The sequence below is a fragment of the Marivita geojedonensis genome (assembly GCF_002115805.1).
GTDB classification, from domain to species: Bacteria; Pseudomonadota; Alphaproteobacteria; order Rhodobacterales; family Rhodobacteraceae; genus Marivita; species Marivita geojedonensis.
Genome location: NZ_JFKC01000011.1, coordinates 1 through 22,600, shown reverse-complemented (window position 1 = coordinate 22,600; position 22,600 = coordinate 1). Strand labels below are relative to the sequence as shown.

20 protein-coding genes and 1 pseudogene are annotated in these 22,600 nt (G+C 56.2%); 8 read left to right on the top strand and 13 right to left on the bottom strand.

Going from position 1 to position 22,600, the window contains the following annotated elements:
• Positions 1 to 25 precede the first annotated feature (25 nt).
• The gene (locus tag MGEO_RS12135) at positions 26 to 232 is read left to right on the top strand and encodes a hypothetical protein (RefSeq protein WP_085637893.1); all 207 of its coding nucleotides are present in this window, start codon (positions 26 to 28) and stop codon (positions 230 to 232) included.
• A 161-nt stretch (positions 233 to 393) separates the two neighbouring features.
• Here the strand turns inward: MGEO_RS12135 and MGEO_RS12130 are convergent, their stop codons facing one another.
• Positions 394 to 2,640 carry a glycosyltransferase family 2 protein gene (locus MGEO_RS12130; RefSeq protein ID WP_085637890.1) on the bottom strand — a complete coding sequence of 749 codons (2,247 nt, stop codon included), beginning with the start codon at positions 2,638 to 2,640 and terminating at the stop codon, positions 394 to 396.
• Positions 2,641 to 2,900: 260 nt separating this feature from the next.
• Here MGEO_RS12130 and MGEO_RS12125 point away from each other — a divergent pair, with 260 nt between their 5' ends.
• Together MGEO_RS12125 and MGEO_RS12120 are read left to right on the top strand one after the other, a co-directional pair.
• Positions 2,901 to 3,647, top strand: a complete 747-nt coding sequence (locus MGEO_RS12125) for a class I SAM-dependent methyltransferase (RefSeq protein ID WP_085637887.1) — start codon at positions 2,901 to 2,903, stop codon at positions 3,645 to 3,647.
• A gap of 36 nt (positions 3,648 to 3,683) precedes the next feature.
• Positions 3,684 to 5,333 (top strand): glycosyltransferase family protein, encoded by a 1,650-nt coding sequence (locus tag MGEO_RS12120; RefSeq protein WP_085637884.1) that lies wholly within the window; start codon positions 3,684 to 3,686, stop codon positions 5,331 to 5,333.
• Positions 5,334 to 5,403: 70 nt separating this feature from the next.
• Here the strand turns inward: MGEO_RS12120 and MGEO_RS12115 are convergent, their stop codons facing one another.
• Positions 5,404 to 6,372, bottom strand: a complete 969-nt coding sequence (locus tag MGEO_RS12115) for a glycosyltransferase family 2 protein (protein ID WP_085637881.1) — start codon at positions 6,370 to 6,372, stop codon at positions 5,404 to 5,406.
• A 225-nt stretch (positions 6,373 to 6,597) separates the two neighbouring features.
• On the opposite strand from MGEO_RS12115, the gene MGEO_RS12110 reads away from it, so the two are divergent.
• Positions 6,598 to 8,808: a hypothetical protein gene (locus tag MGEO_RS12110; protein ID WP_085637878.1), complete on the top strand. Its 2,211-nt coding sequence runs from the start codon at positions 6,598 to 6,600 to the stop codon at positions 8,806 to 8,808.
• Between the two features lie 3 nt (positions 8,809 to 8,811).
• On the opposite strand, the gene MGEO_RS12105 is transcribed toward MGEO_RS12110, so the two are convergent.
• On the bottom strand, positions 8,812 to 10,257 hold the full coding sequence (locus MGEO_RS12105; protein WP_143746269.1) for an FkbM family methyltransferase: 1,446 nt from the start codon (positions 10,255 to 10,257) through the stop codon (positions 8,812 to 8,814).
• Between the two features lie 331 nt (positions 10,258 to 10,588).
• Here MGEO_RS12105 and MGEO_RS12100 point away from each other — a divergent pair, with 331 nt between their 5' ends.
• Positions 10,589 to 10,933 carry a hypothetical protein gene (locus tag MGEO_RS12100; protein ID WP_085637872.1) on the top strand — a complete coding sequence of 115 codons (345 nt, stop codon included), beginning with the start codon at positions 10,589 to 10,591 and terminating at the stop codon, positions 10,931 to 10,933.
• A 106-nt stretch (positions 10,934 to 11,039) separates the two neighbouring features.
• Here the strand turns inward: MGEO_RS12100 and MGEO_RS12095 are convergent, their stop codons facing one another.
• From MGEO_RS12095 to MGEO_RS12065, 7 genes and pseudogenes are all read right to left on the bottom strand, one after another.
• Positions 11,040 to 12,137: an ABC transporter ATP-binding protein gene (locus tag MGEO_RS12095; RefSeq protein WP_085637869.1), complete on the bottom strand. Its 1,098-nt coding sequence runs from the start codon at positions 12,135 to 12,137 to the stop codon at positions 11,040 to 11,042.
• 4 nt (positions 12,138 to 12,141) lie between these two features.
• Positions 12,142 to 12,300: pseudogene (locus MGEO_RS21725) on the bottom strand (carbohydrate ABC transporter permease); the annotation flags it as partial.
• A gap of 406 nt (positions 12,301 to 12,706) precedes the next feature.
• Positions 12,707 to 13,435 carry an MBL fold metallo-hydrolase gene (locus MGEO_RS12085; RefSeq protein ID WP_085637865.1) on the bottom strand — a complete coding sequence of 243 codons (729 nt, stop codon included), beginning with the start codon at positions 13,433 to 13,435 and terminating at the stop codon, positions 12,707 to 12,709.
• Positions 13,432 to 14,475, bottom strand: a complete 1,044-nt coding sequence (locus MGEO_RS21935; RefSeq protein ID WP_085637862.1) for an ABC transporter ATP-binding protein — start codon at positions 14,473 to 14,475, stop codon at positions 13,432 to 13,434. Before MGEO_RS21935 ends, MGEO_RS12085 begins: the two co-directional genes overlap by 4 nt.
• Entirely contained in the window at positions 14,472 to 15,242 is a 771-nt protein-coding gene (locus tag MGEO_RS12075) for an ABC transporter permease (protein ID WP_085637859.1), read from the bottom strand. Before MGEO_RS12075 ends, MGEO_RS21935 begins: the two co-directional genes overlap by 4 nt.
• 2 nt (positions 15,243 to 15,244) lie before the next feature.
• Entirely contained in the window at positions 15,245 to 16,096 is an 852-nt protein-coding gene (locus tag MGEO_RS12070) for an ABC transporter permease (RefSeq protein WP_085637856.1), read from the bottom strand.
• Positions 16,093 to 17,145 (bottom strand): ABC transporter substrate-binding protein, encoded by a 1,053-nt coding sequence (locus tag MGEO_RS12065; protein WP_085637853.1) that lies wholly within the window; start codon positions 17,143 to 17,145, stop codon positions 16,093 to 16,095. The genes MGEO_RS12070 and MGEO_RS12065 overlap by 4 nt, the downstream gene beginning before the upstream one ends.
• A 126-nt stretch (positions 17,146 to 17,271) precedes the next feature.
• Here MGEO_RS12065 and MGEO_RS12060 point away from each other — a divergent pair, with 126 nt between their 5' ends.
• Positions 17,272 to 17,895 carry a TetR/AcrR family transcriptional regulator gene (locus MGEO_RS12060; protein ID WP_085637850.1) on the top strand — a complete coding sequence of 208 codons (624 nt, stop codon included), beginning with the start codon at positions 17,272 to 17,274 and terminating at the stop codon, positions 17,893 to 17,895.
• Here the strand turns inward: MGEO_RS12060 and MGEO_RS12055 are convergent.
• A complete protein-coding gene (locus MGEO_RS12055; protein WP_332908314.1) occupies positions 17,885 to 19,405 on the bottom strand; it encodes an aldehyde dehydrogenase family protein in 1,521 nt (506 codons plus the stop codon). The two genes, MGEO_RS12060 and MGEO_RS12055, sit on opposite strands and share 11 nt — an antisense overlap.
• Before the next feature lie 203 nt (positions 19,406 to 19,608).
• The gene (locus MGEO_RS12050; protein WP_408607508.1) at positions 19,609 to 20,235 is read right to left on the bottom strand and encodes an alpha/beta hydrolase family protein; all 627 of its coding nucleotides are present in this window, start codon (positions 20,233 to 20,235) and stop codon (positions 19,609 to 19,611) included.
• Positions 20,236 to 20,402: 167 nt separating this feature from the next.
• Here MGEO_RS12050 and MGEO_RS12045 point away from each other — a divergent pair, with 167 nt between their 5' ends.
• Both MGEO_RS12045 and MGEO_RS12040 read left to right on the top strand, forming a co-directional pair.
• Entirely contained in the window at positions 20,403 to 21,068 is a 666-nt protein-coding gene (locus MGEO_RS12045; RefSeq protein WP_085637841.1) for a lysophospholipid acyltransferase family protein, read from the top strand.
• The gene (locus MGEO_RS12040) at positions 21,065 to 22,009 is read left to right on the top strand and encodes a phosphatidate cytidylyltransferase (protein WP_332908313.1); all 945 of its coding nucleotides are present in this window, start codon (positions 21,065 to 21,067) and stop codon (positions 22,007 to 22,009) included. The genes MGEO_RS12045 and MGEO_RS12040 overlap by 4 nt, the downstream gene beginning before the upstream one ends.
• A 169-nt stretch (positions 22,010 to 22,178) precedes the next feature.
• Here the strand turns inward: MGEO_RS12040 and MGEO_RS21930 are convergent, their stop codons facing one another.
• A complete protein-coding gene (locus tag MGEO_RS21930) occupies positions 22,179 to 22,379 on the bottom strand; it encodes a type I restriction-modification system subunit M N-terminal domain-containing protein (protein WP_085637835.1) in 201 nt (66 codons plus the stop codon).
• Positions 22,380 to 22,600: the final 221 nt, after the last annotated feature.

Below are 22,600 nucleotides of genomic sequence, written 5' to 3'. Positions count from 1 at the left end.
CAACCTCACAAAAAAGGACACACCAATGAAAACTCTCATCGCATCTGCAGCTCTCGCTCTGACCGCAGTCTCCGCTTCGGCAATGGTCGATATGTCTGCCATCCAGCAGTACGCACCGAACGTCGACGTCTCCACACTGAGCGACGCCGAAGTGAACCTGCTTCTGTCAATCGTCCATTCGGGCGACAGCGCCGGCGAAAAGCGCGCGATCATTCAAGCACTGGTCAAGTGATCGCAGCACGGTCCTTGATGGCCGAACATCAGAACCCGCGACGCACGATCTAGTTGTTGATGCGTCGCGGATGCTGAACAGGCCGCCCAACCGGGCGGCCTTCAATATTCAAAGCGTGATATTGGGCACCCGACACGACCTGCATTTCAATGGTGCGATGGTCAATGAGCCGTTTCACCGGTCAGTTCGACCGTGAAGAACCAGTCTCCTCCCGGTTCGCGTGCAACGATATCGTCCGGAACGACTTCTGGCCCCGACAGAAATACGTTCGATCCAAAATGGGTATGCAACCGCGACAGCTTTTCCAGCCGCGACCCCGTCAGATCGGAATAGAAATTGGCGTAATTCTCCGTCGCCCTGAGAGCGTCGATCTTGGCCCGGTGAGCCGCGACCGCAGCTTCATGTGCAGATCTTATCTCGGGGTCCGCCATCATCCGTGCAAGCTCTTCCCGCATCATCGGCAGACGACGCTGGATAGACAATTCCTCTTCCGCGTTGTTGTTCATCCGGAACCAGTAAGCGAGGCCCTGATCCCGGTCTACATGGTTCACGCGCCCACGGTCACGCTTGACCAGAAAGCTCTCGGCCGATCTGACTGCGTAGTGATTGAGTTGCACAAGATCGTAGCCATAGGTGTCCGTGGTGGACCTCCACCCGTTCCGATACATCTCGCGGGGAAGCAGTTGTCCAGACCCGTTGACCCAGTTGATCTCCTCCCACAACTGCGGGTTCAGTCCTTTCGGGCGGTGAACTCCCATTTTCTTGAACAGACCAATGTTCTGGAACAACGTCTTGAAGCCCCAAGCCTGATGAGGCTTTCGGGCGAATTCTGGGGCACAGCGAAGAAACTGCTCGGTGATCGGACGGTCTTCGTATTCGTGAACATCCCCATTTCCAAACAGCCGCCACGTCATGGCGATCATGTTGGCGTCAGGGACCGCATCGAACAGCGCGTCCAGCGTGCCATCGCCGACCTTGATGTTCACATATTCGTCCACATCAATACAGGTCACCCACGCGGCGTTCCTGACCACCGATTCATCGTCCGACGCCTGGAGCGCCGCGTGTTGCGGTTTGAGCCCGCTTTCCCGAAACGGATTCTCGCGATGCTGCACATAGCCCTTCCGCTCAAGCATCTGGAGCATCGTGTCAGTCCCATCAGTGCAATCATTGGTATAGACGAGAACATCGTCGAACCCGATTGCACGGTGGTAGGCCAGCCATTCCAGGATAAACGGCCCCTCATTCTTCATCGTCGTTACGATCGCACGCCTGCCCTTTCCCTTTGGCAAGTTGTCTGATTCCAGTTCCGGCATTCGAACCGGTTTGTAACCCCAACGTTGTTCGGACATCTCGAGCAATGGAGGATGCTCAATCAACGAAGTCTTGGGCACGATTTTGGAGATCGACGGCGTCGGATGGCGCAGCGCCATGTAACGGTAGAAGAGCTGTGTGCGCGACCGATCCGGCACCGTATTCCCGATCCGGATCATCCGCCAAACCGCCGCTTCGGGCGCCTTGGATGGAGCGATACACCATCGCGGTCGACCACCTTTTGCATCGAACTGAACGCAGATATGATCCGCGAACTGGGCATCCTGATCCTTGCGCACCCGCCACGGGTAACAATGGCGGCCGAACAGTGCGATCACACCGCCTTCAGCCTCCACCGCGCTGTCGAAGACATTTCGCGCTCCGTCCGGCAGAAGATCATGCACCTCAAGGTTGGCAACCGCGCGCGCGGAGGACAGAAACCGCAACCGCAATATCTCATAAAGCGACATTGCCCCCAAAGGAGAGCGCCAAGGCGCAGGGGGCGGAACTTTCATTCGATCCTTTCCCGGTGCTTCCGGCACACAGTACGGATGCGCTTCAGCAGGTATGTCCGCCTTTCCGAGAGGCACGCTGCTGCGCAGGACCAGCACGGGTATCTTCAGCCCGAGTTCATCCATTGCGCGATCGAGATTTTCGGCAAACTCCGTATCGTCGCCGGGCGGCGCGCGGTCTACGACAACGGCTCCCTGGAGCGATTGGAGTTGAACGTGATGGTTCAGCCACACTGCGACGGTGGACGCCGTCTCACCGTTGCGCACCGCTGCCATCGTGTTGAGGCCTTCGAACAACTGCGTCTCGACCGCCGACCAAACCAGATCAATCCGCTCACCGTCGAGAAGAAAGTCAGGCTCGGCGCCATGTTCGATCCGGAATGTCAGGCAAAGCGCGCCACCGACACTGTTCTGGGAGGCCAAGGTAACGCCGGCTCCGGGATGAAGCGCCCGAGCATCGGATCCGGCAGCCAGAAACAGAGTGGCACCGTCCGTGCCATCTACCTCATGACGAACAGCGTCGAGGACCGTTGCCGGACCATGGTCCCGGCCAGCCAATTGCCGTTCGATCACTCGTTTCATCACAAGGTTCGCCCGTAACTCTGCACCGTTGCGGTTGGTCCGCGCTTCGTCTGCTCTGATCGTATCGGTACAGTCTTTTTCAACGCTTTACCGCTATGCTGAGAAAAAATCCAGTTTCGCAGGCATTGGCAATTCGGCCACAGCGCAAAAGCACTTTCCACAACCTATGGCGAAATTTTGCTGCCTAACCGGCGACATATTGTGTAGGCTTCGCGGTAATCAGGCGCAAAAAGACGCCAAATATTGAGGACGAGTACAAAATGGCGATCCCCGACACGCTCGCGGCGCGGTTGATCGAAACCGTGAAGGAGAACGACCTCTCCGGCGCTTTCGTGATGCTTGGGCGTCAGCGCTGGGTCGGGAAACGGCGCAAACGGTCTGCTGCTCTTCTTCAACAAACGCTCGAAAAATACCTGCCGGGCGTAAGTGACGAAGATCTGGCCAACCCCGACAATGAGTATTCGGAACGTTTCTTTGAAACACTGGGATTCTCGTCAGTCGACTCGATGGACGTGTCAGACTTTGAAAACGCCAGCATCATTCAAGATCTGGGCGCAAAGATCCCCAAGAAGCTCGAGCGCAGGTTCAACGTCGTCTATGACGGCGGCACCTGTGAACATATCTTCGATCTGCCCACGGCTTATCGCAACATCCACGAAATGCTGAAACCCGGCGGGGTGCTGATCGGTCACTCGCCCTGCAACAACTGGGTCAACCACTCGTTCTACCAGATCAATCCGGAGATGGTTTACGGGTTCTGGCAGAAAACGCTTGGCTACGAGGTCCTCCACTGCTCACTGCAGCCGCTCATGCCGATGTATGCGCACAAGGTCGTGACAACGACCAATCCCAATGAAACGGGGAAACGTCCTCGGTTATCCGGTCCGCTCGTCGGTGGAGGGATCATTCTCAACTACGCTGTCCGCAAACCAATGCGTGCCGCATCTTCGAACACAAAGGTCTATCAGTCAGACTACGTCAATCGCTGGGAACAAGCGGCAGAATAAGCCGCACCCGAACAACCAAAAACTGAGGTAAAGGGTATGAAACGTATTGCAGAGAACGGTTGTATTCTCGCTGACGGGATGCGGTACCTGTCATTTTTCGAACGTCTTCATCAGACATTGAAGCCGGATTGGTATCTTGAGATCGGGACGCAAACCGGGGCGAGCCTTGCTCTGAGTTCATCAAAGTCCATCGCCGTCGATCCGGTCTATCGGATCCGGCACGATGTAATTGGCCAGAAACCGGAGTTATATGCGTTTCAGGAAACCAGTGACGCCTTCTTTGAAGCGGATCGTATCAAGAAACTCGGGGTATCAGTTGATCTGGCGTTCCTCGACGGGATGCATCTGTTCGAGTACCTGCTGCGCGATTTCATCGGGACCGAAAAGCACTGCTCAAAAGATGGAATGATCCTGCTTCACGACTGCTTGCCGTGGAACACTGCCATGACCTCGCGCGTGCGCGGGCAGACAGAAACCTCGTCATGGACCGGCGATGTCTGGAAGATGGTTCCGGTCCTTCAGAAATACCGCCCGGATCTCACACTCGAAATCGTCGATGCCGAACCGACAGGTCTTGTCATCGTAACCGGCCTGGATCCGAAAAACCGCATTCTCGAAAAGAAATACGACGAAATCCTGAGCGAGTTTCTGGATGTGGAACTGGCGGACTACGGCGTGGAGCGATATTTTTCATCCTTCCCGATTGTCCCCGCAAACAAATGCCGCTGGATATCAGAATTCCCGCGCGAGCTCGGCAAAGGTTGGGAAACCAATCCGGACATCTGCATCAAGATCGCCGCGCCGTCGCAAGCGAAGATGATCAATTGGGGCGACTACTATTTTGCCCGAGGACTCGCCCGCGCATTCAGCAGGAAAGGCCACCGAGTCACGATCGCGTCTCAGGAAAACTGGAACCTGATTACCGATCCCGGCGGGATCGACCTTGTTCTCAGGGGCCGTGCGCAGGTGTCCCGAATTCCCGGACGTCCGTGCCTGTTATGGTCGATCTCAAAAGGGATGCGGATCATGAACTACGAACATGCGGATCATGTGTTCTGGGCATCTCCTGACCTCATGGAACAAGGGGAAACGGGTCGAGGCAAGGGTATTTCCACCCTGTTGCCTCAGGCATTTGATGCTGACCTCATGCAACCCGGTAAATCCAAGTCACGCAATGGGATCGTCTTTGTCGGACGAGCCCGCGAAGGTCACGAGAGAAAAGCGGTCAAATACGCGATCGAGGCCGGAGAAGAGGTCAAGGTTTGGGGACCGGGCTGGCGGGATGGACCCTATGAGGACAGCGTGGTCGCTGATGGCGTTGCCAACCAGGACTTGCCCGAGATTTACCAGTCGGCAGAGATCGTGCTCAATGACCACACGTCAGTGATGCAAACTCGCGGGCTTCTGTCCAATCGCGTGTTTGATGCACTGGCTTGTGGGGCAATCCCGGTCTCGGAGGATGTTGGCTGGCTTCCCGATGACATCGCCAAATTCGTCTACACCTTCGACGATGAAAAGAGCTTCAAGACGGCCATTAATAAAGCCCGCTCCGAGACAGCAACCAAGAAAAAGAAACGCGCCGCATTGGCGAAGAGTCTCGAAAAATCGCACTCTTTTGAAGCCCGCGCACAGACAATTCTCGATGTGGCGGCGAGCCTGGACAAACAGCGGATTGCGGCTGAATAGCCAAGCGACCAACCGTACGAAATGCTTGCCCAACAGGCGGACGGTCTCAAACAGAGCCCGTCCGCTGGGCTTACAGTGCGGCTTTCAAACCACCCACCAAAGCGTCCATCTCCGGATCCATCTTGATCGAAGCTGCCTTGCGCTGATGCCACTCCACGGCACGCGCGTGCAGATCCCCCAGGATCGGGTCCGACTTCAGCTCTTTCGCAAGTTTGTTCGCCTTGGTCTTGTAGCGGTCGATCGATGTGTCTTTTTCCGCGTTGAGGTTGAACCGCTCCCAATACTCCATCCCCAGAACGTGGTGCGAATGGTTGGCCCGGCCGCGCGCGCGCTTAATGAGAAAGCTGTCCAAGGATCGCAGTGCGTAGTGGTTCACCTGAGCATGCGTAAAAAGCGGAGGATTTTCCGTTCTTTGGCCGTTGAGGACATACTCCGCTCCACCGGGGAGAACCCGACGTGTATCGGCAACATGTTCATCGAGCGACACGGGTGCGTGGAGACCCATCCGCTGAAACTTATGCTGGTTGGTATACAGCGACTTGACGAATTTGCCGGTCTCCGGCCGCTCGGTTGCGTCCCATTCGAGTTCCGCCATGCGGAACTGCTGTGTCACAGGCTTATCCTCAAAGGTCTCGATCCCATCCGGACCGAAAACACGCCAAGGAACCGAAATCACGTCTGCGTCCGGACCCGACCCGTCCACCAGCGCCTGCACTGATCCATCGCCAAGATGAATGTTGAGGTATTCATCGACGTCACAGACAAACACCCATGTCGCATTCATGACGATGTCATAGCGCCGGCTCGCCTGTCTCAGGGCAGAGCGGTGAATCCCCGCGCGTCGGACAATGGTGTTGTGCTGCGTGACAAGGCCCATTTCCTGCAGTCGCAGGAGGATTTCAACCGTGGTGTCGGTGCAGTCGTTCGTACAGACAAGAATGTGATCGAAACCAAGGGTTTTGTAGTGAGCGACCCAGTCAATAATGTAGGGCCCCTCATTCTTCATGGTTGAGACAACCGTATAGGTCTCACTGCTCATCTCTGCCTCATGACCGGAAATATTTCTGCCCGGTTTGCATATGTTTTCGAAAAATTAACGTGTCGGCCTAGGCCCACGCAACCCGCATGGCAGCAAAGGCACGAATGACGCAAAAACTGAGTCAGATTTCACGCAGGCTACCCAAGTCGGGGCATTTGCGATTAACCTGCTCGAAACGCCGCCGCCCGAAAAAGAACAAGAGGCGCGCGCATTGAGGAATAGCAGATGCCACGCACCCGCGAGGTTGGAACGCTCTGGATCGGAGGGCCGCTCAGCTGGCTGGAACAGCTGTGTCTCAAGTCCTTTGTCGACAAGGGCCAGAAGATCACCCTGTTCAGCTATGAGGACATCCCCAATGTCCCTGACGGCGTCATACGCCGCGACGGGCGCGAGATCATCGATACCGACGATTTCATCAAGTACGAGCAGAAGAACAGCTATGCGCTGTTTGCTGACTGGTTCCGCCTGCACATGATCCACCAGAACCCAGGCATGATCTGGGTGGATACGGACGTCTATTGCTACCGTCCGATGGACTATGACAGCGACTACGTGTTCGGCTACGAGCTTCCCGGCGAACACCGGGTGAACAACGCGGTCTTGGGCCTTCCCGCCGACAGCGACGCGCTGCGTCAGATGCTCGACTTCACAAGTGACCGGTTCTCCATCGCGCCCTTCCTGCCGAAAAAGCGGAAAGAAGAGATGCGCAAGAAGGCCGAGAAGGGCAAGCCGGTGCATATCACCGAACAGCCCTGGGGTGTGTGGGGGCCGATGATGGTCACCCACTATGTGCATGAGCTGGGTCTGGAAGAGCATGTGCAGCCGCTCAACGCCTTCTACCCGATTACCTTTCGGGAACGGTTCAAGTTCATGCGACGCGCCGAACTTGCCGAGGGTCTCATCACGAGCCAGACCACCGCTCTGCACCTCTGGGCGTCGAACAAGCGACAGTTGGGCAACCTGCATGACGGGCTGCCACCCAAAGGATCGTACTTTGAGAAACTGGTGCAGGAGCATGGCATCACCCCCGCGCTGGCCCCGATCAAAGGGCGTGGCAACACCACCTTTGACGGTGCGCTGATAGACTCGCTGGACCTCGACGAGGTCACCAGCGTTGCCGATCTGACCGGACAGGCGCGCAGTTTTGTCTTGGCCCTGCACCACAAATTCGATTGCGATATTCAGCTTGTGAACACCAACCGCCGGGCCAAATTCAAAGACGAAGACATGCCGTGGCTGAAGGACTACATCACCTTCCTGACCGAAAACGAGGTCGATCTTGATCGGATCAAGGTGATCCGCGCCGAGAAAGACCTGCGCCCGGTGGATGTGCTGTGCAATCTGCAAGGGTTCGGCGATCAGTGGAAAACACAGTTTCTGGAACCATTCCTGCAGCGCTGCATCCATTCCGACACGCGGGTCTTTATGGATGTCCGGCGTGGGTCCGGGGCTTTCCCATTCCTCAAAGCCTACGGCAGCAATGCGAAGCTGTCCGAACGGGAAGACGACGGAAAACCGGTCACCCGCATACGCGTGACCCCCAATCCACCTTCTCCCGTTACGGATGAGTCCTGGGATGAAATCGCCGTTCAATTGGCTGGAAAGGGTGGGTGGTATCGCCCGGGAACAAACGGCCACAGTTTCCTTTATGTGCCGCGGGATCCGGATACGCTTGTCGTGACATTCGACAACCTCGACATCGCGATGACCAAGCGCGAAGACCGGCGGCCATGGGGATACAGTTTCATCAAGGACCAAGGCTGGTCCATGCTCGGCGTGCTGGCCGGTGGTTGGACTTGGTATCGGGAACCGTGGGTATACGACCAGTTCGACGAACTGAAGGCGAGTGGCTTTTTCAACCAATTCAAACGCGTCGTGTTCTACGGCGCATCCATGGGCGGCTATGCCGCCTGCGCGTTTTCTCCTGCCGCACCGGGATGCGATGTCGTCGCCATCTCACCGCAATCGACAGTCGATAAATCGATTGTTCCATGGGAAACCCGCTACAGGGTTGTATGGGATCGGGATTTCTCCGGGAAATATGGGGATGCTGCAGCAGTCAGCGCCGCAGCAAACCGCGTATCCATCCTCTACGATCCTTACGAGCCGCTGGACGCCGGTCACGCAGCCCGCTTTACGGCAGACAACGTCCAGCACCTTCGCGCGCCGCTTCTAGGCCACCGGCTTGGCAGTTCGCTGAATCAGATGGGAATTCTCAGCCCGATCATTCTGGGCGCGCTGAATGGCACTCTCAGCAGCGATGCCTACTACCAGATGCTCCGAACCCGTCGCAGCTTTCCGAGATATCAGCGGGAGCTTTTCAATCGAGCCGTCGAAAAGGGCCATACCCGGCTCGCCAAGGCGTTGGGCCAGCACATCCTCAAAAAGAACCCCAACCGTGCAGTGCGAATGGGGCTGAATGCGCTGACCGGCTGAGTGTCAGCCGACCTTCGTCTTCTTGAGCGACTTCTCCAGATGCCGTCGAACAACATGGCGGTACCGGGAATCCTGACCAACACACTGAAAAAGATTTGTCAGTTCCTCGAAGGTTTCCGTATCGAAGTCCTGCGCCGCATGGTTTCGAATTGCGTGGTCGATGATCTGTTCATAACGCTCGATATTGTTTTCCGGTGCAAACAGCTCCTGCCCGGTTTCGGCCGCTGCCGAGCGGGTGGCACGGGCGTCACAATCAAACAACGCCCATTGCAACCCGCGCGACAGATCGTCCGTGTCAAAGGCGCTGGCGGTATATCCGTTTGCCTTGTGCCGCACAAAGCTCTGCAACCCACTGGATTTGAAACACACCACCGGAGTTCCATTGCGAATGGAATCGGACGCGACCACCGAAAGCGATTCCTGTAACGATGGCACAAGGCAGACATCAGCGGCCTTGTAGATCACCGATTTCTGCTCCTCTTCAGAGATGAATCCCAACGAAACAACCTTGAACGGCAGTGCCAGATCGGACAGCGCATCCTTGTCGACACTTCCAAGGACGGCAACGCAGATATCATGCGCGCCGTCGTCTGCCACCGCCAGCTTGGCCAGCGCCTGCGCAGCAAGTGAGAACCCCTTACGCTTGTTCGAAGACTTGTGAACGGCAAGGAGAATAACTCTGGTTTCAGGTGCCAGACCCAACCTCTCCCGACAGACGTCGCGCTGTGGTGCTCCAGGTGCGGGAAACGTATCAAGCAGGTATGGAGGTGTTTCCGCGAACTCCTGCGGCGTATGATAGAAAGAGACGATCAGAACAGGCCGGTGCGTTCGAATGGTCTGAACAGCACCTTGCAATGCCAAAACTGCGTCACCCTCCACATCCAGTTTGATCAAACCGATATTGGCTTCAGGGAAATCCTTCAGGAAAACGTCTATCGTTTTTGACCGCACCACAATTCGCGGTTCTGCCACGAGCTCGGCCTTTGCCCGCGAAGATCCCATGCCAGCGGGGCTCATGATCGCCAGCCCCATCCTGTTCGATAACGCCACTTGCGTTGCCACGATCCGACCGCTTGACAGTTCAGCCTGCGAGTCATTCATCAAATGCGCGAAATTTGCCGGATCGGGTTCGAAACAGAAAACCCGTTGGATCGGATGATTTTGCAGAAAGAACCGCGCCGACGATCCATCGAAACTCCCCGCGTCAATGACGTCACGGTTTTCGATACTGCGAAGCTCGGCCTTTTCAAGATACCTCAGACCATAGTGGCTCAGAGTTTCATCCCGGATAGGCGTGGAGGCCCCATCTTCACCAGTGGCGTCTGGGGTGAGCCGATACCCAAAACGCTGCAATGACTGAACCGTCGCCTTAGGCAAAAGCGCTTTCAGAGCGGAACTGTCGAGATCGAGAAACGGCGAAAGACAGCTTTCGGAAACATACCTCGACAATTTCTCGGACAGTTCGAGAAGCTCAATGGACTCGGCATCCAAACGAGCCGAAGACCGCGCGATGGCCTCGGTCCCGATTTGTCGTCTGACATCTGAGCCTCCGCCCAGATTGCACGATACGCAGCGCTCAACCCAATGGCTTCAAGCATTTTTTGCGACATTTGCGTCCTTTTCCAGCAGCACCTTGAATTGACCCGCAGGGCCTTCAGGAACAGCCAACCGTTCGATTTTGAATCAACATGGAAAATTCATACGGCCGGATTCGTTTACGCTTCATTAATGGCTGCACTGCTAAACCATGGCCCAACGCGCAAATTACGGAGTTGCCTGAATGAAGAAACTACGCATCGTTCTCCTTTCGTCCGCTTTAGCATTGGGACTCGGACAAGCTGCACACGCAGTCTACTCTCTGGATGATCTTGTGGAGTTGCGCGGCCTAGTCGAAGCGGGCGATACGCAGGCTATTCTTGCCTACATCTCGGCCAATCCACAGCTGGTGAACGGCACGGATCCCCTCGCAGAAGCGCTGCGTGAATTCGTCAGCAGCCGCGAAGGTCTGCTGGGTGGCATTTTCGGCGCGTCCGTCCCGGATTTGGCCGACGTCCCTGACCTGCCTCCTGGAGTGTCGTCCGAAACCCAGTTTGCTTCGGGTTCTCTGTCCCAGTTTGGCTCATAGGGACAGGACCTATTGATCACCGCTCGGTAGCGTAATTCACGGATCGAAAAACGAGCGGTGACCATGTCTGATCTCTACTGGCTTTGAAACTCAATGAGTCCAGACCCTAGTTTAACAGCACCTCGGTCTCTGGGTGAAAGAACAAGACCTTCGCGAGGTCGAATGCGAAATCGATCTCCATACCTTCTTCCACATGTGTTTCCGTGTGGAAACGCCCGAAGACATCGACCCCACCAAGCTTCGTGAGAACATAGGTGTCAGAGCCGGACTGCTCGATGAAATCAATACGGCAGGTGCCCGTCTGTACGAAGGGCCCTGATCGCAGATTGGCCTCGGCGATATCCTCTGGGCGCAGTCCGACAACGACTTGGGATGGCAAATCAAACTGCCTTGGATCCTTCAACACAAGTGGCGCCCCACCAGATCGCGAAACTTCCAGTCTCGTATGTCCATCGACCCTCGTTGCGCGAGCCGGGAAAAGGTTCATGGAGGGTGATCCTATGAAATCGGCCACGAACATGTTTACGGGCCGCTCGTAAATCTCTTTGGGCTTGCCGATCTGATGAACCTCCCCAGCCTTCATCACGGCGATTTTCGTGGCGAGTGTCATGGCCTCGATCTGATCGTGAGTCACATATACTATCGTTGTGGACAGTCTCTGGTGAAGCCTGCGGATCTCTGCACGCATCTCGACACGCAGTTTGGCGTCCAGATTCGACAAGGGCTCGTCGAACAGAAAGAGCTTGGGCTCGCGCACCAGCGCCCGGCCCATTGCCACCCGTTGTCGCTGTCCGCCTGATAGCTGCTTTGGCCGCCGGTCAAGCAGTGGTTCGATCTTCAGAAGACGAGCGACCTCCGCCAGCTTTTTTTCGCGGGTCTCACGGTCGATCCCGCGTACCCTCATCCCGAAAGTGATATTCTGTGCCACGCTCATCGTGGGGTAAAGGGCGTAGGACTGGAACACCATAGCGATGTCGCGGTCCCTAGCCGGCACGTCCGTCATGTCCTCGCCGGCGATCTCGATCGTGCCGCGTGTGATGGGCTCCAGGCCAGCGATGCAATTCAAGAGCGTGGACTTGCCGCACCCCGAGGGACCGACGAGCACGACGAAATCTCCGGGATCGATCGAGACATTGATGTTTTTCAACACGTCGACGGAGCCGAAGCTCTTGTAAAGGTTTCGAATTTCGAGGATTGGTGCCATTCGGTTATCCCTTGACTGCTCCCGCGATGAACCCTCGGGTAGAATCCCTCCCGGCCACGACATAGACGGGCAAGGTCGGAAGAGCGGCAATTATTGCGGCAGCCATGTCGACGTTGTGATCCTTCACCCCCGTGCTAGCGTTGACGATGCTGTTGAGGGCGACGTGATCGGTTGAACGGATAGCTGATCTTCCAAGCATCGCTGTCCTCCCCAAAACACAAACCGCCCGGAGGGATAGAAATAAATCAATCACGGTTGACGCGGCAATTGTTTGACCTGTGTCAATCGATGCGAGATGGATCCAGTCTGGCCGCGCAGCATGCATATTCGCACGGAAGATCCATCGCTTGCACGAATAGCGGTCGGCGGTCGATCTTTCAGAATTCCTTTTGAACTCGGGGCGGCGCATTGAGACCGGCGAGCTACTTGGAACGCCACTTTAATGCATAGCGCCAACAGCAAGCCAAGCCGCTTTTCCGTGCAACACAGAAATTCGCCGAAACTCGTACTGAAGGAACGCAGTTTGAACCTTCGTTGCCCGTCTTGAGAAAAAAGGTATGCGGCGGCGTCTACCCCTCCTTTGATGCCAGCCATTCCCGTATGATTGTGCGATGTCGCTCCGCGCCATAGCTTCCGAAGTGGCCGCCGTGAACGACGCGCACGGGAAGATCGTAAAGCCGGACCATCGACGCGTGGTAGTCGTGTGGATCGGCATGATATGTATCTTCGATCAGCGGACCGTCGTAGACGATATCGCCGGAAAACAGGATGCCGCTCTTAGCTTCCCAAAGCGCGATACCTCCGGGAGAGTGACCAGGTGTGTGGATGACTTCGAAGTGACGGTCGCCAAGGTCGATCACGTCGCCATCATCAAGCAACTGCGCAGCCCTGGCGCCTTTCACAGAATAATTTGTGGACACGTACGGTGCTGGCGGCAGTAGGTCGAAAATCTCATCGGTGACGTAAGGTTCTGCAAGGGTGGAGGCACGCGTTGGATCGGCCAGAATGCCGGCCTCTGCGTGATGGATGGCACAGTCTTCGAACTCGTGATGGCAGCCAATATGGTCGAAATGCGTGTGGCTGGCGACCGCTGTCAGCGGGCGCTCGGTCACCAACGGCACCCATTCGCGCAGAGACACAACGCCCATCCCACTGTCGACCAACATGTCTTTGTCCCTCCCGCGCACGTGCCAGATATTGCAGCGGTAGAAGGGTTGGATATGCGGTTCGTCGATCAAGGTGACGTCATCGCCCATTGTCTGGACGCGATACCAATCTTCGGGAGCGGCGCGTTTCATGCGGTTTCCTTTGTGAAGATCCGAATGTCTTCCGGCAGGACAGACAAATTCAGCACCGTCCCCGCTTCGGGAAGGCTGGTCGGCGGCAAATGCGCAACCAGTACCATATCCGGCGCGGTGACCGGCGTGACATGCGCACGGGTATATGTGCCGAAGAAGGTTGCGTCCCGGACCGTTGCGTCTCCTAATGCGATGCCTTTGCCATCCTGACGTACGGCTTCGGGACGTATGCAAACAGTGGCAGCACCTGGCGGAAGGTCTGCGGCTGGCAGATTTGTGAGCGCGGTTTGCGCGCCTTGCGGTCCAACCTGTGCCGGGATGTGATTCATCTCGCCCATGAAATCGGCTGCAAACAGCGATGCGGGCTCCCGGTAGATGCGCAAAGGCGGCCCTGCATCCTCGATCCTGCCCGCGTTCATCACCACAATCCGGTCAGAGATTGCCATCGCTTCCTCTTGGTCATGTGTCACATGCACGAAGGTTGTGCCAACCTGCCTTTGAATGTCCTTGAGTTCGTCCTGCATGGCACGGCGCAATTTCAGGTCCAAGGCTCCAAGCGGCTCATCAAGCAACAGCACCTCTGGCTCCACCGCCAAAGCGCGGGCTAACGCAACGCGCTGTCTTTGCCCGCCTGACAGTTCATGCGGTCGCTTCCTCCCGTCGGCCTTGAGACCCACGAGATCGAGCTTCTCGTCCGCCTTGCGATGCCGTTCGGCCTTGGCAACGCCAGCCATGCGCAACCCAAAAGCCACGTTGTCCCGAAGGCTCATATGCGGGAACAGAGCGTAGTCCTGAAACATCGTGGTAGTCGGCCGTTTTGCGGGCGCGACGCTGGTCATATCCGCGTCCCCAATGAACACGGTGCCCTGATCGGGGTCGATGAATCCCCCGAGCACCGACAACAGCGTCGTCTTTCCACAGCCCGACGGACCAAGCAGCGTGACGTATTCGCCCGCGCCTATCTCCAAAGAGATGTCGCGCAACGCGTGCAAGGTTCCAAACCAATGGTTCAGTTTGTCTAACCGTACCGAGGCAGTCATGACTGTCGCCTCCGCAACATTGTGAATTCAAGGACGAGCACCGCTGTGACCGAGATCAGGAACACCACGCTGCCAATGGCGTTCAACCTCGGTGAGAGGCCAGAGCGCAACATCGACCAGATCTCGACTGGTAGGGTGATGTCGAACCTCGTGAGAAGAAAAGCGATGATGAACTCGTCCCACGACAGGGTAACCGAGAGGAAAAACGCCGCCGCAATAGCTGGGGCGAGCATGGGCGCTGTCACCAGCAGCACAACCTTGGTTTCGCTCGCACCCAAGTCCCGCGCGGCGCGTTCGGCGTTTTCGTGCTGTGCGCCCATGGACGCGTAGATAATCGCGAAGGCGAGGGGCAGGTTGATTACCACATGCCCAATACCAGCGGTGACCAGGGACAGGCCAACGCCCGTTCGGTTGAGCACGATCAAAAGACCAAGTCCGACGATCAGGTAGCTCACGGTCAACGGCGCGATCAACAGCCCGCGCATGAAGGCCGATCCGGGCAACACATGGCGCGCCAATCCATAAGCGGCCAGAAAGCCCAAGAGCACAGCCACGGCAGAGGATCCGATCGCTACAATCAGGGAATTGAACAGCGCGTCTGTAACGTCATCGTCCGCCAAAACCTCAGTGTACCATTGGAGCGACGGCCCGTTAAACGGAGGGACCGGCAATGTGCCATCCTGAAATGAATACAGAACCAGTGTGCCCACCGGGAGGTAGATGAACCCAAAAGCCAAAACCAAATAGAACCACGCCGCCATCCGCATCGTCACACCCGATCCAGTCGCAGCCAGCGCGCACTGGCAAGGTAGGCCAACATGACAATCGCCATCATGACAATTGCCAAAGCCGAGGCGAGGGGGAAGTCGGCCCTGCGTCCCAGTTGAACCATGATCACCTGCGGCATGGTCAGCTCATTGTTGCCACCCAGAACCTGCGGCGTGACGTAGTCGCCAATGCACAGCACGAAGGTCAGGAACGCGCCTGTAGCAATCCCTGGCAAGGTCAAAGGCAGGATTACATGCCTGAAGGTCTGGAACGCATTGGCGCCCAAATCTGTGGCGGCACGCCGGTAATTCGGCGACAGTTGCACAAGGTTTGCGTAGATCGTCAGCGTGAGCAGCATGACAAAGAAATGCACAAAGCCGGTCACTGTCGCAAAGCGTGTATTGGCCAGCGTTATGGGTTCTGCAATCAGCCCGATGTTGATCAAGGTCTGGTTGATCAGTCCCTCTCGCGCCAACACGAGTAGCCAGGCGTAGGACCGGACCACGTACGACGTCCAAAACGGCAGGATCGCCAGAAGAAGTGCCAGGCGCTGCCATTGAGGCGGCACACGGAATGCAATGATCGCGGCAAGTGGATAGGCTAGAACGACGGACACCACGGTAACCGTCAGGGTGATCTCTAGCGACACCAAGATCGCTCGCCAGAGATACGCCCGCGTTGCCAGTTCGATGTAATTGTCGAGGTAAAACCCCCAGACAAGGCTGCGCCCTTCCAGTGTCGCAAAGCTCATGGCACCCATCACAAGGAAAGGCACGATGAAAAACGCGAGCGTCCAGAGCAGAGCTGGGGCCACGAAGCCCCAGCCAAGTTTTGTGCCTGTACCAGCGCTCACTGCGAGAGCGTATCGAGCCAAAGATCCTGCATCTCTACATCAAGATCGGCATCCGGCGCCGGGTAGAGCTGCGTGCGCGCAAGGTAGTCTGTCTGATCATCCCAGCGCAGGACAGATTTCTGATCATCGTTCAGAATTTCCCCCGCAGCAGAATTGGCCGGCATGCCCCAGAAACACGCCGATGTCGCAAGGCGCGCCTGACCCTCTGGGCTGACGATGTATTTCACGAATTCCAATGCCAGATCGGGCTGTTCACTGTCAGCAAGGACACCGATGGACTGCGTCCAACGCACCGCACCTTGATCCGGAATGGTCCATGTCAGCTCGGGTTGCTCCTCGGCCAGCACGGCAGTCAGCCATTCACCGCCACCAACGACGATGTCTACCTCACCGGTTGCCAGCGCGGTTTGTGCTGCCACGACGCCCGCCACCGACGCCGCACTCGACCGCATCTGCGAGAGCACTGGCCCAATGGTGTCGAGCGATTTCGCATCGATGTCCGCTGTCGCCACACCTTCGGCAATCGCGGCAAGCCCCATCACCGGCAGGTAATAGTCATAAATCGATATGCGCTCTGCGTACTTGTCAGACCAAACGGTCGACAGGTCCTGCATGTCCGCCGGGTCCACCTTTTCGGAGTTGTACGAGATTGTGTTATAACCGAACTTCTCGGTTACCGCGTAAGTGACACCATCCAGGGTGTTGTTTTCCGCCATCACGATCTCTGGGAAGAAATCTGCGGTGGGCAACTGATCGTCCGGCAACGGCGCAAGCAAACCAGACTCCACAGCACGGAAAACGTCGATCCCGTCGATGACAAGAACGTCCCAATCGCCGGGGCGCGATTGCTCCAGAAGCGCGAGCGCTGCACCGGTGCCTTCGTATTCACGCACGTTCACGGTAACGCCGAACTCTTCTTCAAAAGGCTTAATCAGCGCATCATCCGTGTGGTCGCACCACACCAGTGCGTTCAGTTCCTGCGCATTCGCTGCGGCCCCCACAAGCCACATCGCGGTTCCGCCCAAAAGGGCAACGGTCCGTTTTGTCATCTTCCATGCTCCCATGTTGTGTCATCGCGCCATTGAGATAGCCCGTTTGACGGAAAAAGGTTGAATACCTTCATTTTTGTAGTCAACTATAAAATTGTATACGGTTCAATTTTGAGGCAGGCAGATATGGGTACACTCCGCGAGAGAAAGAAGGCTGACCGCGAAAAACGCATTCTCTCTGCCGCAGTGCATAAATTTCGGGCAAATGGCTACAAGGCTGCGCGCATCGAAGACCTCGCTGAAGCGGCGGAGGTCTCGGTTGGCACGGTCTACAATTACTACGGAACGAAGGGGGACATCCTCATCGCGATTGTCACGATGGAGGTGGAAGAGGTTCTGGCAGAGGGTCAGGCCCTTGTCGACAACCCGCCCAAGGATCCTGGCGAAGCGCTCTTGGCACTCACCTTGTGCTACTATGACCATTCGTTGAATTACCTCACCAAAGAGATGTGGCGACGCGCTATGGCGCTCTCAATCGAAGCACCAGACACCCCGAACGGGCAGAGATACGCTGCGCTCGATGCAAAACTCGCGCAACAGGTCGCCGATCTCTTGCGGCGCTTTCAGGCCCAGGGGCAACTGGCCAGCGATCTCGATGCTACTGCTCTAGGGCGTGTCCTTTTCAACAACCTCAATCAGTCCTTCATCGCATTCGTAACTGACGACAGCATGACCTTGCACGACCTTCGCACCGTCATGACCGCCTTGACCAAGCCAATCGCACAGCTGCTGCCAAAACTCACATCGTGATGGCTTTGGTTTCCAAATACTCGTGGAACCCCATCGGCCCAGCTTCGCGGCCGTTACCGGACTCCTTGTAGCCGCCGAATGGCACGTCGTAGTCGCCCACCTTACCGTTCACACTGATCACCCCCGCTCTGAGCTTGCGGCTCACACGATGAATGCGCTCTTGATCGGTGGACTGGATGTAGGCCGCCAAACCGTACGGCGTGTCATTGGCGATCTCTATGGCTTCCTCTTCGGTGTCGAACGGCAGGATCGCCAGCACCGGTCCAAAAACCTCCTGCTGTGCGATCTCCATGTCGTTTGTGACATCAGCAAATAAGGTAGGCCGGATGTAGTAGCCTTTGTTGAAACCCGCAGGACGTCCAAGTCCCCCCGCAGCAAGCCGCGCGCCGTCGTCGATGCCAACCTGGATTAGCCGTTGGACGTGTTCGAACTGCTTCTTGTTCACAACAGGGCCGATATGGCTGCCCTCTTTCATCGGGTCGTCGACCTTTGTGTTTTCAACAATCTGCGTGACCCGCTCGACAACCTCATCATAGATCTTGCGTTCCACGAGCAGTCGCGACGCCGCATCGCAGGATTGTCCGTTATTGATGAAGCAGGCATCGACCGAGATCCGTGCTGCCGCATCCAGATCCGCATCTGCGAAGAACAAGTTCGGTGACTTGCCGCCAAGTTCGAGTGTCACCCGTTTGATTGAATTGGCGGCGGACTTTGTCACCAATTTTCCCGCGCGGGTTGAACCCGTAAATGACACCATGTGAATGCCGGGATGCGCTGATATCGCTTCTCCAACGCCGGGTCCGTCGCCGTTCACCAAGTTGAACACGCCCGGTGGGCACCCCGCCTCATCAATCACCTCGGCAAGCATAATTGCCGATAGGGGGGAATATTCGCTTGGCTTAAGAACAATTGTGCATCCGGCTGCCAAGGCGGGTGCAACCTTAATCATGATCTGGTTCACCGGCCAGTTCCAGGGTGTGATCATGCCAACAACACCAACAGGTTCGTCAATGAGCGTAGACCCGCCGCGCAGCGACGGTCGCTCGAACTGATGCGCCTTCAACGCCTCAATGGCGGCCTCCAAATGCCCAATCCCAACTGGCATCTGAACCTCGCGCGAGAACGATAGGGTCGTGCCTATCTCCTGCGACATAACTTTGATAAACGCTTCCGAGCGCTTCTCGTAGGCGATGATCATCCGTTCAAGCAGTGCCACACGTTCATCCACAGTGCTGAACTGCCATGTATTGAACGCCTCCGTCGCTGCGGCAACTGCATGGTCAACGTCAGAGGACGATCCGAGTGCAATCGTTGCGATCACCTCTTCGTTGCCGGGATGAATGACTTCAAAATCCCTGTAAGCGACGGGATCGACCCATGCCCCATTAACGTAATACTTGTGCGATTTATCCATCCTGGCTCTCCTGGGCGCATTGATTGGTAGCTCGATCTCCGGGAAAGCGAACGGCTTCTGTGAACATGCCAAAAATTTGCATGAAATGAAATCCACCGCCGGAAGGTGTTCGCAAAGTTCAGGTACAACTCTCAAGGCGAACTTTTCCTATTTTCCCAAAACCATTGATATCGAGTGGCTCGAACGGCGACTTAGTTACGACGGCACACGTATGCGTCCTTTTGTTGAACGCCGACTGCGCGGTGCAGCTGCCGCAATCATACCCTTCAGACACGGTAAACCCGGCGCGCTTGGTCTCTCTAGCGAACAAGACCCTCGACCCATGCTGAAACTGCTGCGGCCATGGACGTGATATGATCTGCATGTGTGAAGCCTGAAATTCGCTTGCGCGGTTTCAGATCGTGATCGCCGTCTTCAAACCATCTCAGCTGGATTGCCGACGATAGCTCATACCCGCTGACTTCATCCCTCGAGCCAAACTGGTCGCGCGTTCCTTGGCAGATCAGCGTTGGGATCCGCAGGTTTAGCAGGTGCTCAGTGCGAAGTTTTTCGGGTTTCCCAATAGGGTGAAATGGATAGCCTACACAGAGCAGCCCAGCGATCTGACCCGCTTCAAACAACTCATCTGCAATCATGCTGGCGACACGCCCGCCCATGGATTTTCCGCCTATGATCAGCGGGCCATCGACATCGAGCGCGTCGATTGCGGCTTTGTATTCTGCGTTCAGTTTATCAGCGCGTGGTGGGGGTTTTCGGCTGCCTTCAGTTCGTCGGTTAGCCATGTAGGAGAATTCAAACCGAACAACTCTCAGCCCCTGTTCGGCAAGAGCTTCCGCAGTCGCTGTCATTGTGGGAGAGTCCATCGGCGCACCGGCACCGTGTGCAAACAGGATGGTTGCGCTTGCTGATTTCGATCCAAGCTCCAAGAATTTGGTTCGCATAGTCGATCTTCCTATGAGGTTCCCAGTGTTCGCTCAACGTGCATTTGCTGCGGCGTGAAGATGGTCCGATACCTAGCACACCCGATTCGAAGCCTTTGGCCACATCGCATGGTAGGCTTCAAATCAACGCACTTCTTGGTCAAACTCTGCTTATGGTGCAGACAAGGTCCTTTCTCCGGCAAATCGCAGCCCGAGCTGTCGGCCATTTGCTGGCTTTGACCGCCCGTTTCATCACAGCGGTCCGAGCAGATTGGCGCGGTATTGAACCAATCGCAAAGCAACGCGTCTATTTCGCCAACCATGTCAGCAATGCTGACATGCCGATGATCTGGACGGTCCTGCCCCGGTCTATGAGAAAACAAACGAGACCCGTTGCAGCGGCCGATTACTGGCTAAAGAACAAGTTACGCGCCTTTGTCGGTCCAGAGGTTTTCAACTGCGTTCTAATTGACCGGCGACGGGAAACTCGAACAGAAGACCCAATGCAAAAAATACTCGAGGCGCTCGATGAAGGCTCCTCGCTCATCATTTTCCCAGAGGGAAAGCGCAATATGACGGAGGCTCCCTTACTGCCGTTTCGCGCTGGGCTCTACAATATCGGAAGATCACGACCGCATGTCGATCTCGTTCCTACTTGGGTGGCAAATCTGAATGAAATCATGCCGAAGGGCGAGGTCATCCCGATTCCACTGATATGTACGGTGACCTTCGGCAGACCCATTCACGTCGAAGAAGGTGAAGAGAAGGACGCCTTTCTTGGTCGCGCGGCCCAAGCCCTGTTTGAGTTGTCGCCGGGCGATGTGGATCCCGGACCATGATGTCTCAGACTACACTAGATCTGATTTTTCTGATGCTTGCCGTCTTCGGCTTACTGGCAGCGCTAACTGTGTTTGCTGAACTGTGGCGTGCGCGCGTCCCCCAAGGTCACACAGACAGCGCCTTGGAAGCCTTTGCCGTTCGTCTGCACACTTGGTGGGGTTTGACGATCGTTCTGTCTGTCGCGGTGCTGAGTGGCAAGATCGGCGTAACTCTGCTTTTTGCGTTTGTCAGTTTTGCCGCCCTCAGAGAGTTCCTAACGCTAACGGCCAAACGTCGGGCAGATCACCTATCTCTGGTATTGGCGTTCTTTGTCATTCTTCCGCTTCAGTACCTCTTTGTCTGGCTGGATTGGATGGCACTGTTCACGGTTTTCATTCCCGTCTATGCGTTTCTCCTTTTGCCGGTTGTGAGTGCCATGCGGGGTGATCCAGACCGTTTCCTAGTGAGTGTCGCGGAAACGCAGTGGGGCTTGATGATATGCGTCTTCTGTATCAGCCATGTCCCGGCGCTGCTGACCTTTGACATTCAAGACGGAGCGGACAGGTCCATTCTGCTGATCGTTTTCTTTGCGATGGTGGTCCAAGTCGGCGATCTTTTTGAGTATTATGCAGGGCGTGCCTTCGGCAGAAGCAGAATTGCGCCCGAGATATCCACCAAATCTTTTATCGGCGTTGGAGTTGGCATTTCTGCCGCGGCCTTGGTTGGGGCTGCGCTCAGTTGGATAACCCCATTTGGAGTGATCGGCTCGATTGGCATGGCGGCAATGGCGTCGTTGACAGGCATGTTTGGGAGCTTGGTGTTCGCGGCGATCAAACGCGACAAGGATGTAAAGGACTGGTCACACCTCATCCCTGGCCATGGTGGGTTCCTAGATCAACTAGACAGCGTAATTTTCGCGGCCCCGGTGTTCTATCACATCACCCACCTGATTTGGAGCTGACGGTGAAGGTTGTTTTTTCTCGCGTCGCCAATGTTTAGCTCAGAGTTCCGGCTTTTGTTGACTTACACCCGCGCGCGAAGGGCGGCGCCGGCTCACATAGGATAAGCCTCTGATAATGAGTGTATTTTGGCCTTATCCCGCTTAAGTTGAATTGAGGCCACAGGAGGTCTCAATGCCAACACTTTGTTTCTGCTTGGCCGTAAAGTCCTTGTGCCTCGGTGGTCTCCTCGTCCCACACGTCAGAGATACACTTAAAGAACAAGAGACAAAGGATGTAACCCTTCCAATCAGTTGTATCGACCGCAGGTACGCGTAACGTCTCTGCCGCCTCCCACAGGGCGGATTTCACTTCAGCCGCATCATGCTGCATAGCCTCAATAAGGCCCGGAAAAGCCAATTCTTTCGACAACACAAATCAAACGGCAAGCTCTTGGGCGGCAGTTGCTACCGCACAATCCGTACTAACGTTTGTTTCTTTTTTGGAGTAGAATTGGTGCCGCTGAAGGGACTCGAACCCCCGATCCCATCATTACGAATTTTGCCGTCCCACTCTTGGACTTGACCGGACCCAACCAGTCAAAACCGTATAAC

Coding starts and splice junctions, on each gene's coding strand:
- MGEO_RS12060 (WP_085637850.1), top strand. CDS start 17,272: ATGGGTACACTCCGCGAGAGAAAGAAGGCTGACCGCGAAAAACGCATT.
- MGEO_RS12065 (WP_085637853.1), bottom strand. CDS start 17,145: ATGACAAAACGGACCGTTGCCCTTTTGGGCGGAACCGCGATGTGGCTT.
- MGEO_RS12075 (WP_085637859.1), bottom strand. CDS start 15,242: ATGCGGATGGCGGCGTGGTTCTATTTGGTTTTGGCTTTTGGGTTCATC.
- MGEO_RS12085 (WP_085637865.1), bottom strand. CDS start 13,435: ATGAAACGCGCCGCTCCCGAAGATTGGTATCGCGTCCAGACAATGGGC.
- MGEO_RS12135 (WP_085637893.1), top strand. CDS start 26: ATGAAAACTCTCATCGCATCTGCAGCTCTCGCTCTGACCGCAGTCTCC.
- MGEO_RS12045 (WP_085637841.1), top strand. CDS start 20,403: ATGGTGCAGACAAGGTCCTTTCTCCGGCAAATCGCAGCCCGAGCTGTC.
- MGEO_RS21935 (WP_085637862.1), bottom strand. CDS start 14,475: ATGACTGCCTCGGTACGGTTAGACAAACTGAACCATTGGTTTGGAACC.
- MGEO_RS12130 (WP_085637890.1), bottom strand. CDS start 2,640: ATGAAACGAGTGATCGAACGGCAATTGGCTGGCCGGGACCATGGTCCG.
- MGEO_RS12110 (WP_085637878.1), top strand. CDS start 6,598: ATGCCACGCACCCGCGAGGTTGGAACGCTCTGGATCGGAGGGCCGCTC.
- MGEO_RS12040 (WP_332908313.1), top strand. CDS start 21,065: ATGATGTCTCAGACTACACTAGATCTGATTTTTCTGATGCTTGCCGTC.
- MGEO_RS12095 (WP_085637869.1), bottom strand. CDS start 12,137: ATGGCACCAATCCTCGAAATTCGAAACCTTTACAAGAGCTTCGGCTCC.
- MGEO_RS12115 (WP_085637881.1), bottom strand. CDS start 6,372: ATGAGCAGTGAGACCTATACGGTTGTCTCAACCATGAAGAATGAGGGG.
- MGEO_RS12100 (WP_085637872.1), top strand. CDS start 10,589: ATGAAGAAACTACGCATCGTTCTCCTTTCGTCCGCTTTAGCATTGGGA.
- MGEO_RS21930 (WP_085637835.1), bottom strand. CDS start 22,379: ATGCAGCATGATGCGGCTGAAGTGAAATCCGCCCTGTGGGAGGCGGCA.
- MGEO_RS12120 (WP_085637884.1), top strand. CDS start 3,684: ATGAAACGTATTGCAGAGAACGGTTGTATTCTCGCTGACGGGATGCGG.
- MGEO_RS12125 (WP_085637887.1), top strand. CDS start 2,901: ATGGCGATCCCCGACACGCTCGCGGCGCGGTTGATCGAAACCGTGAAG.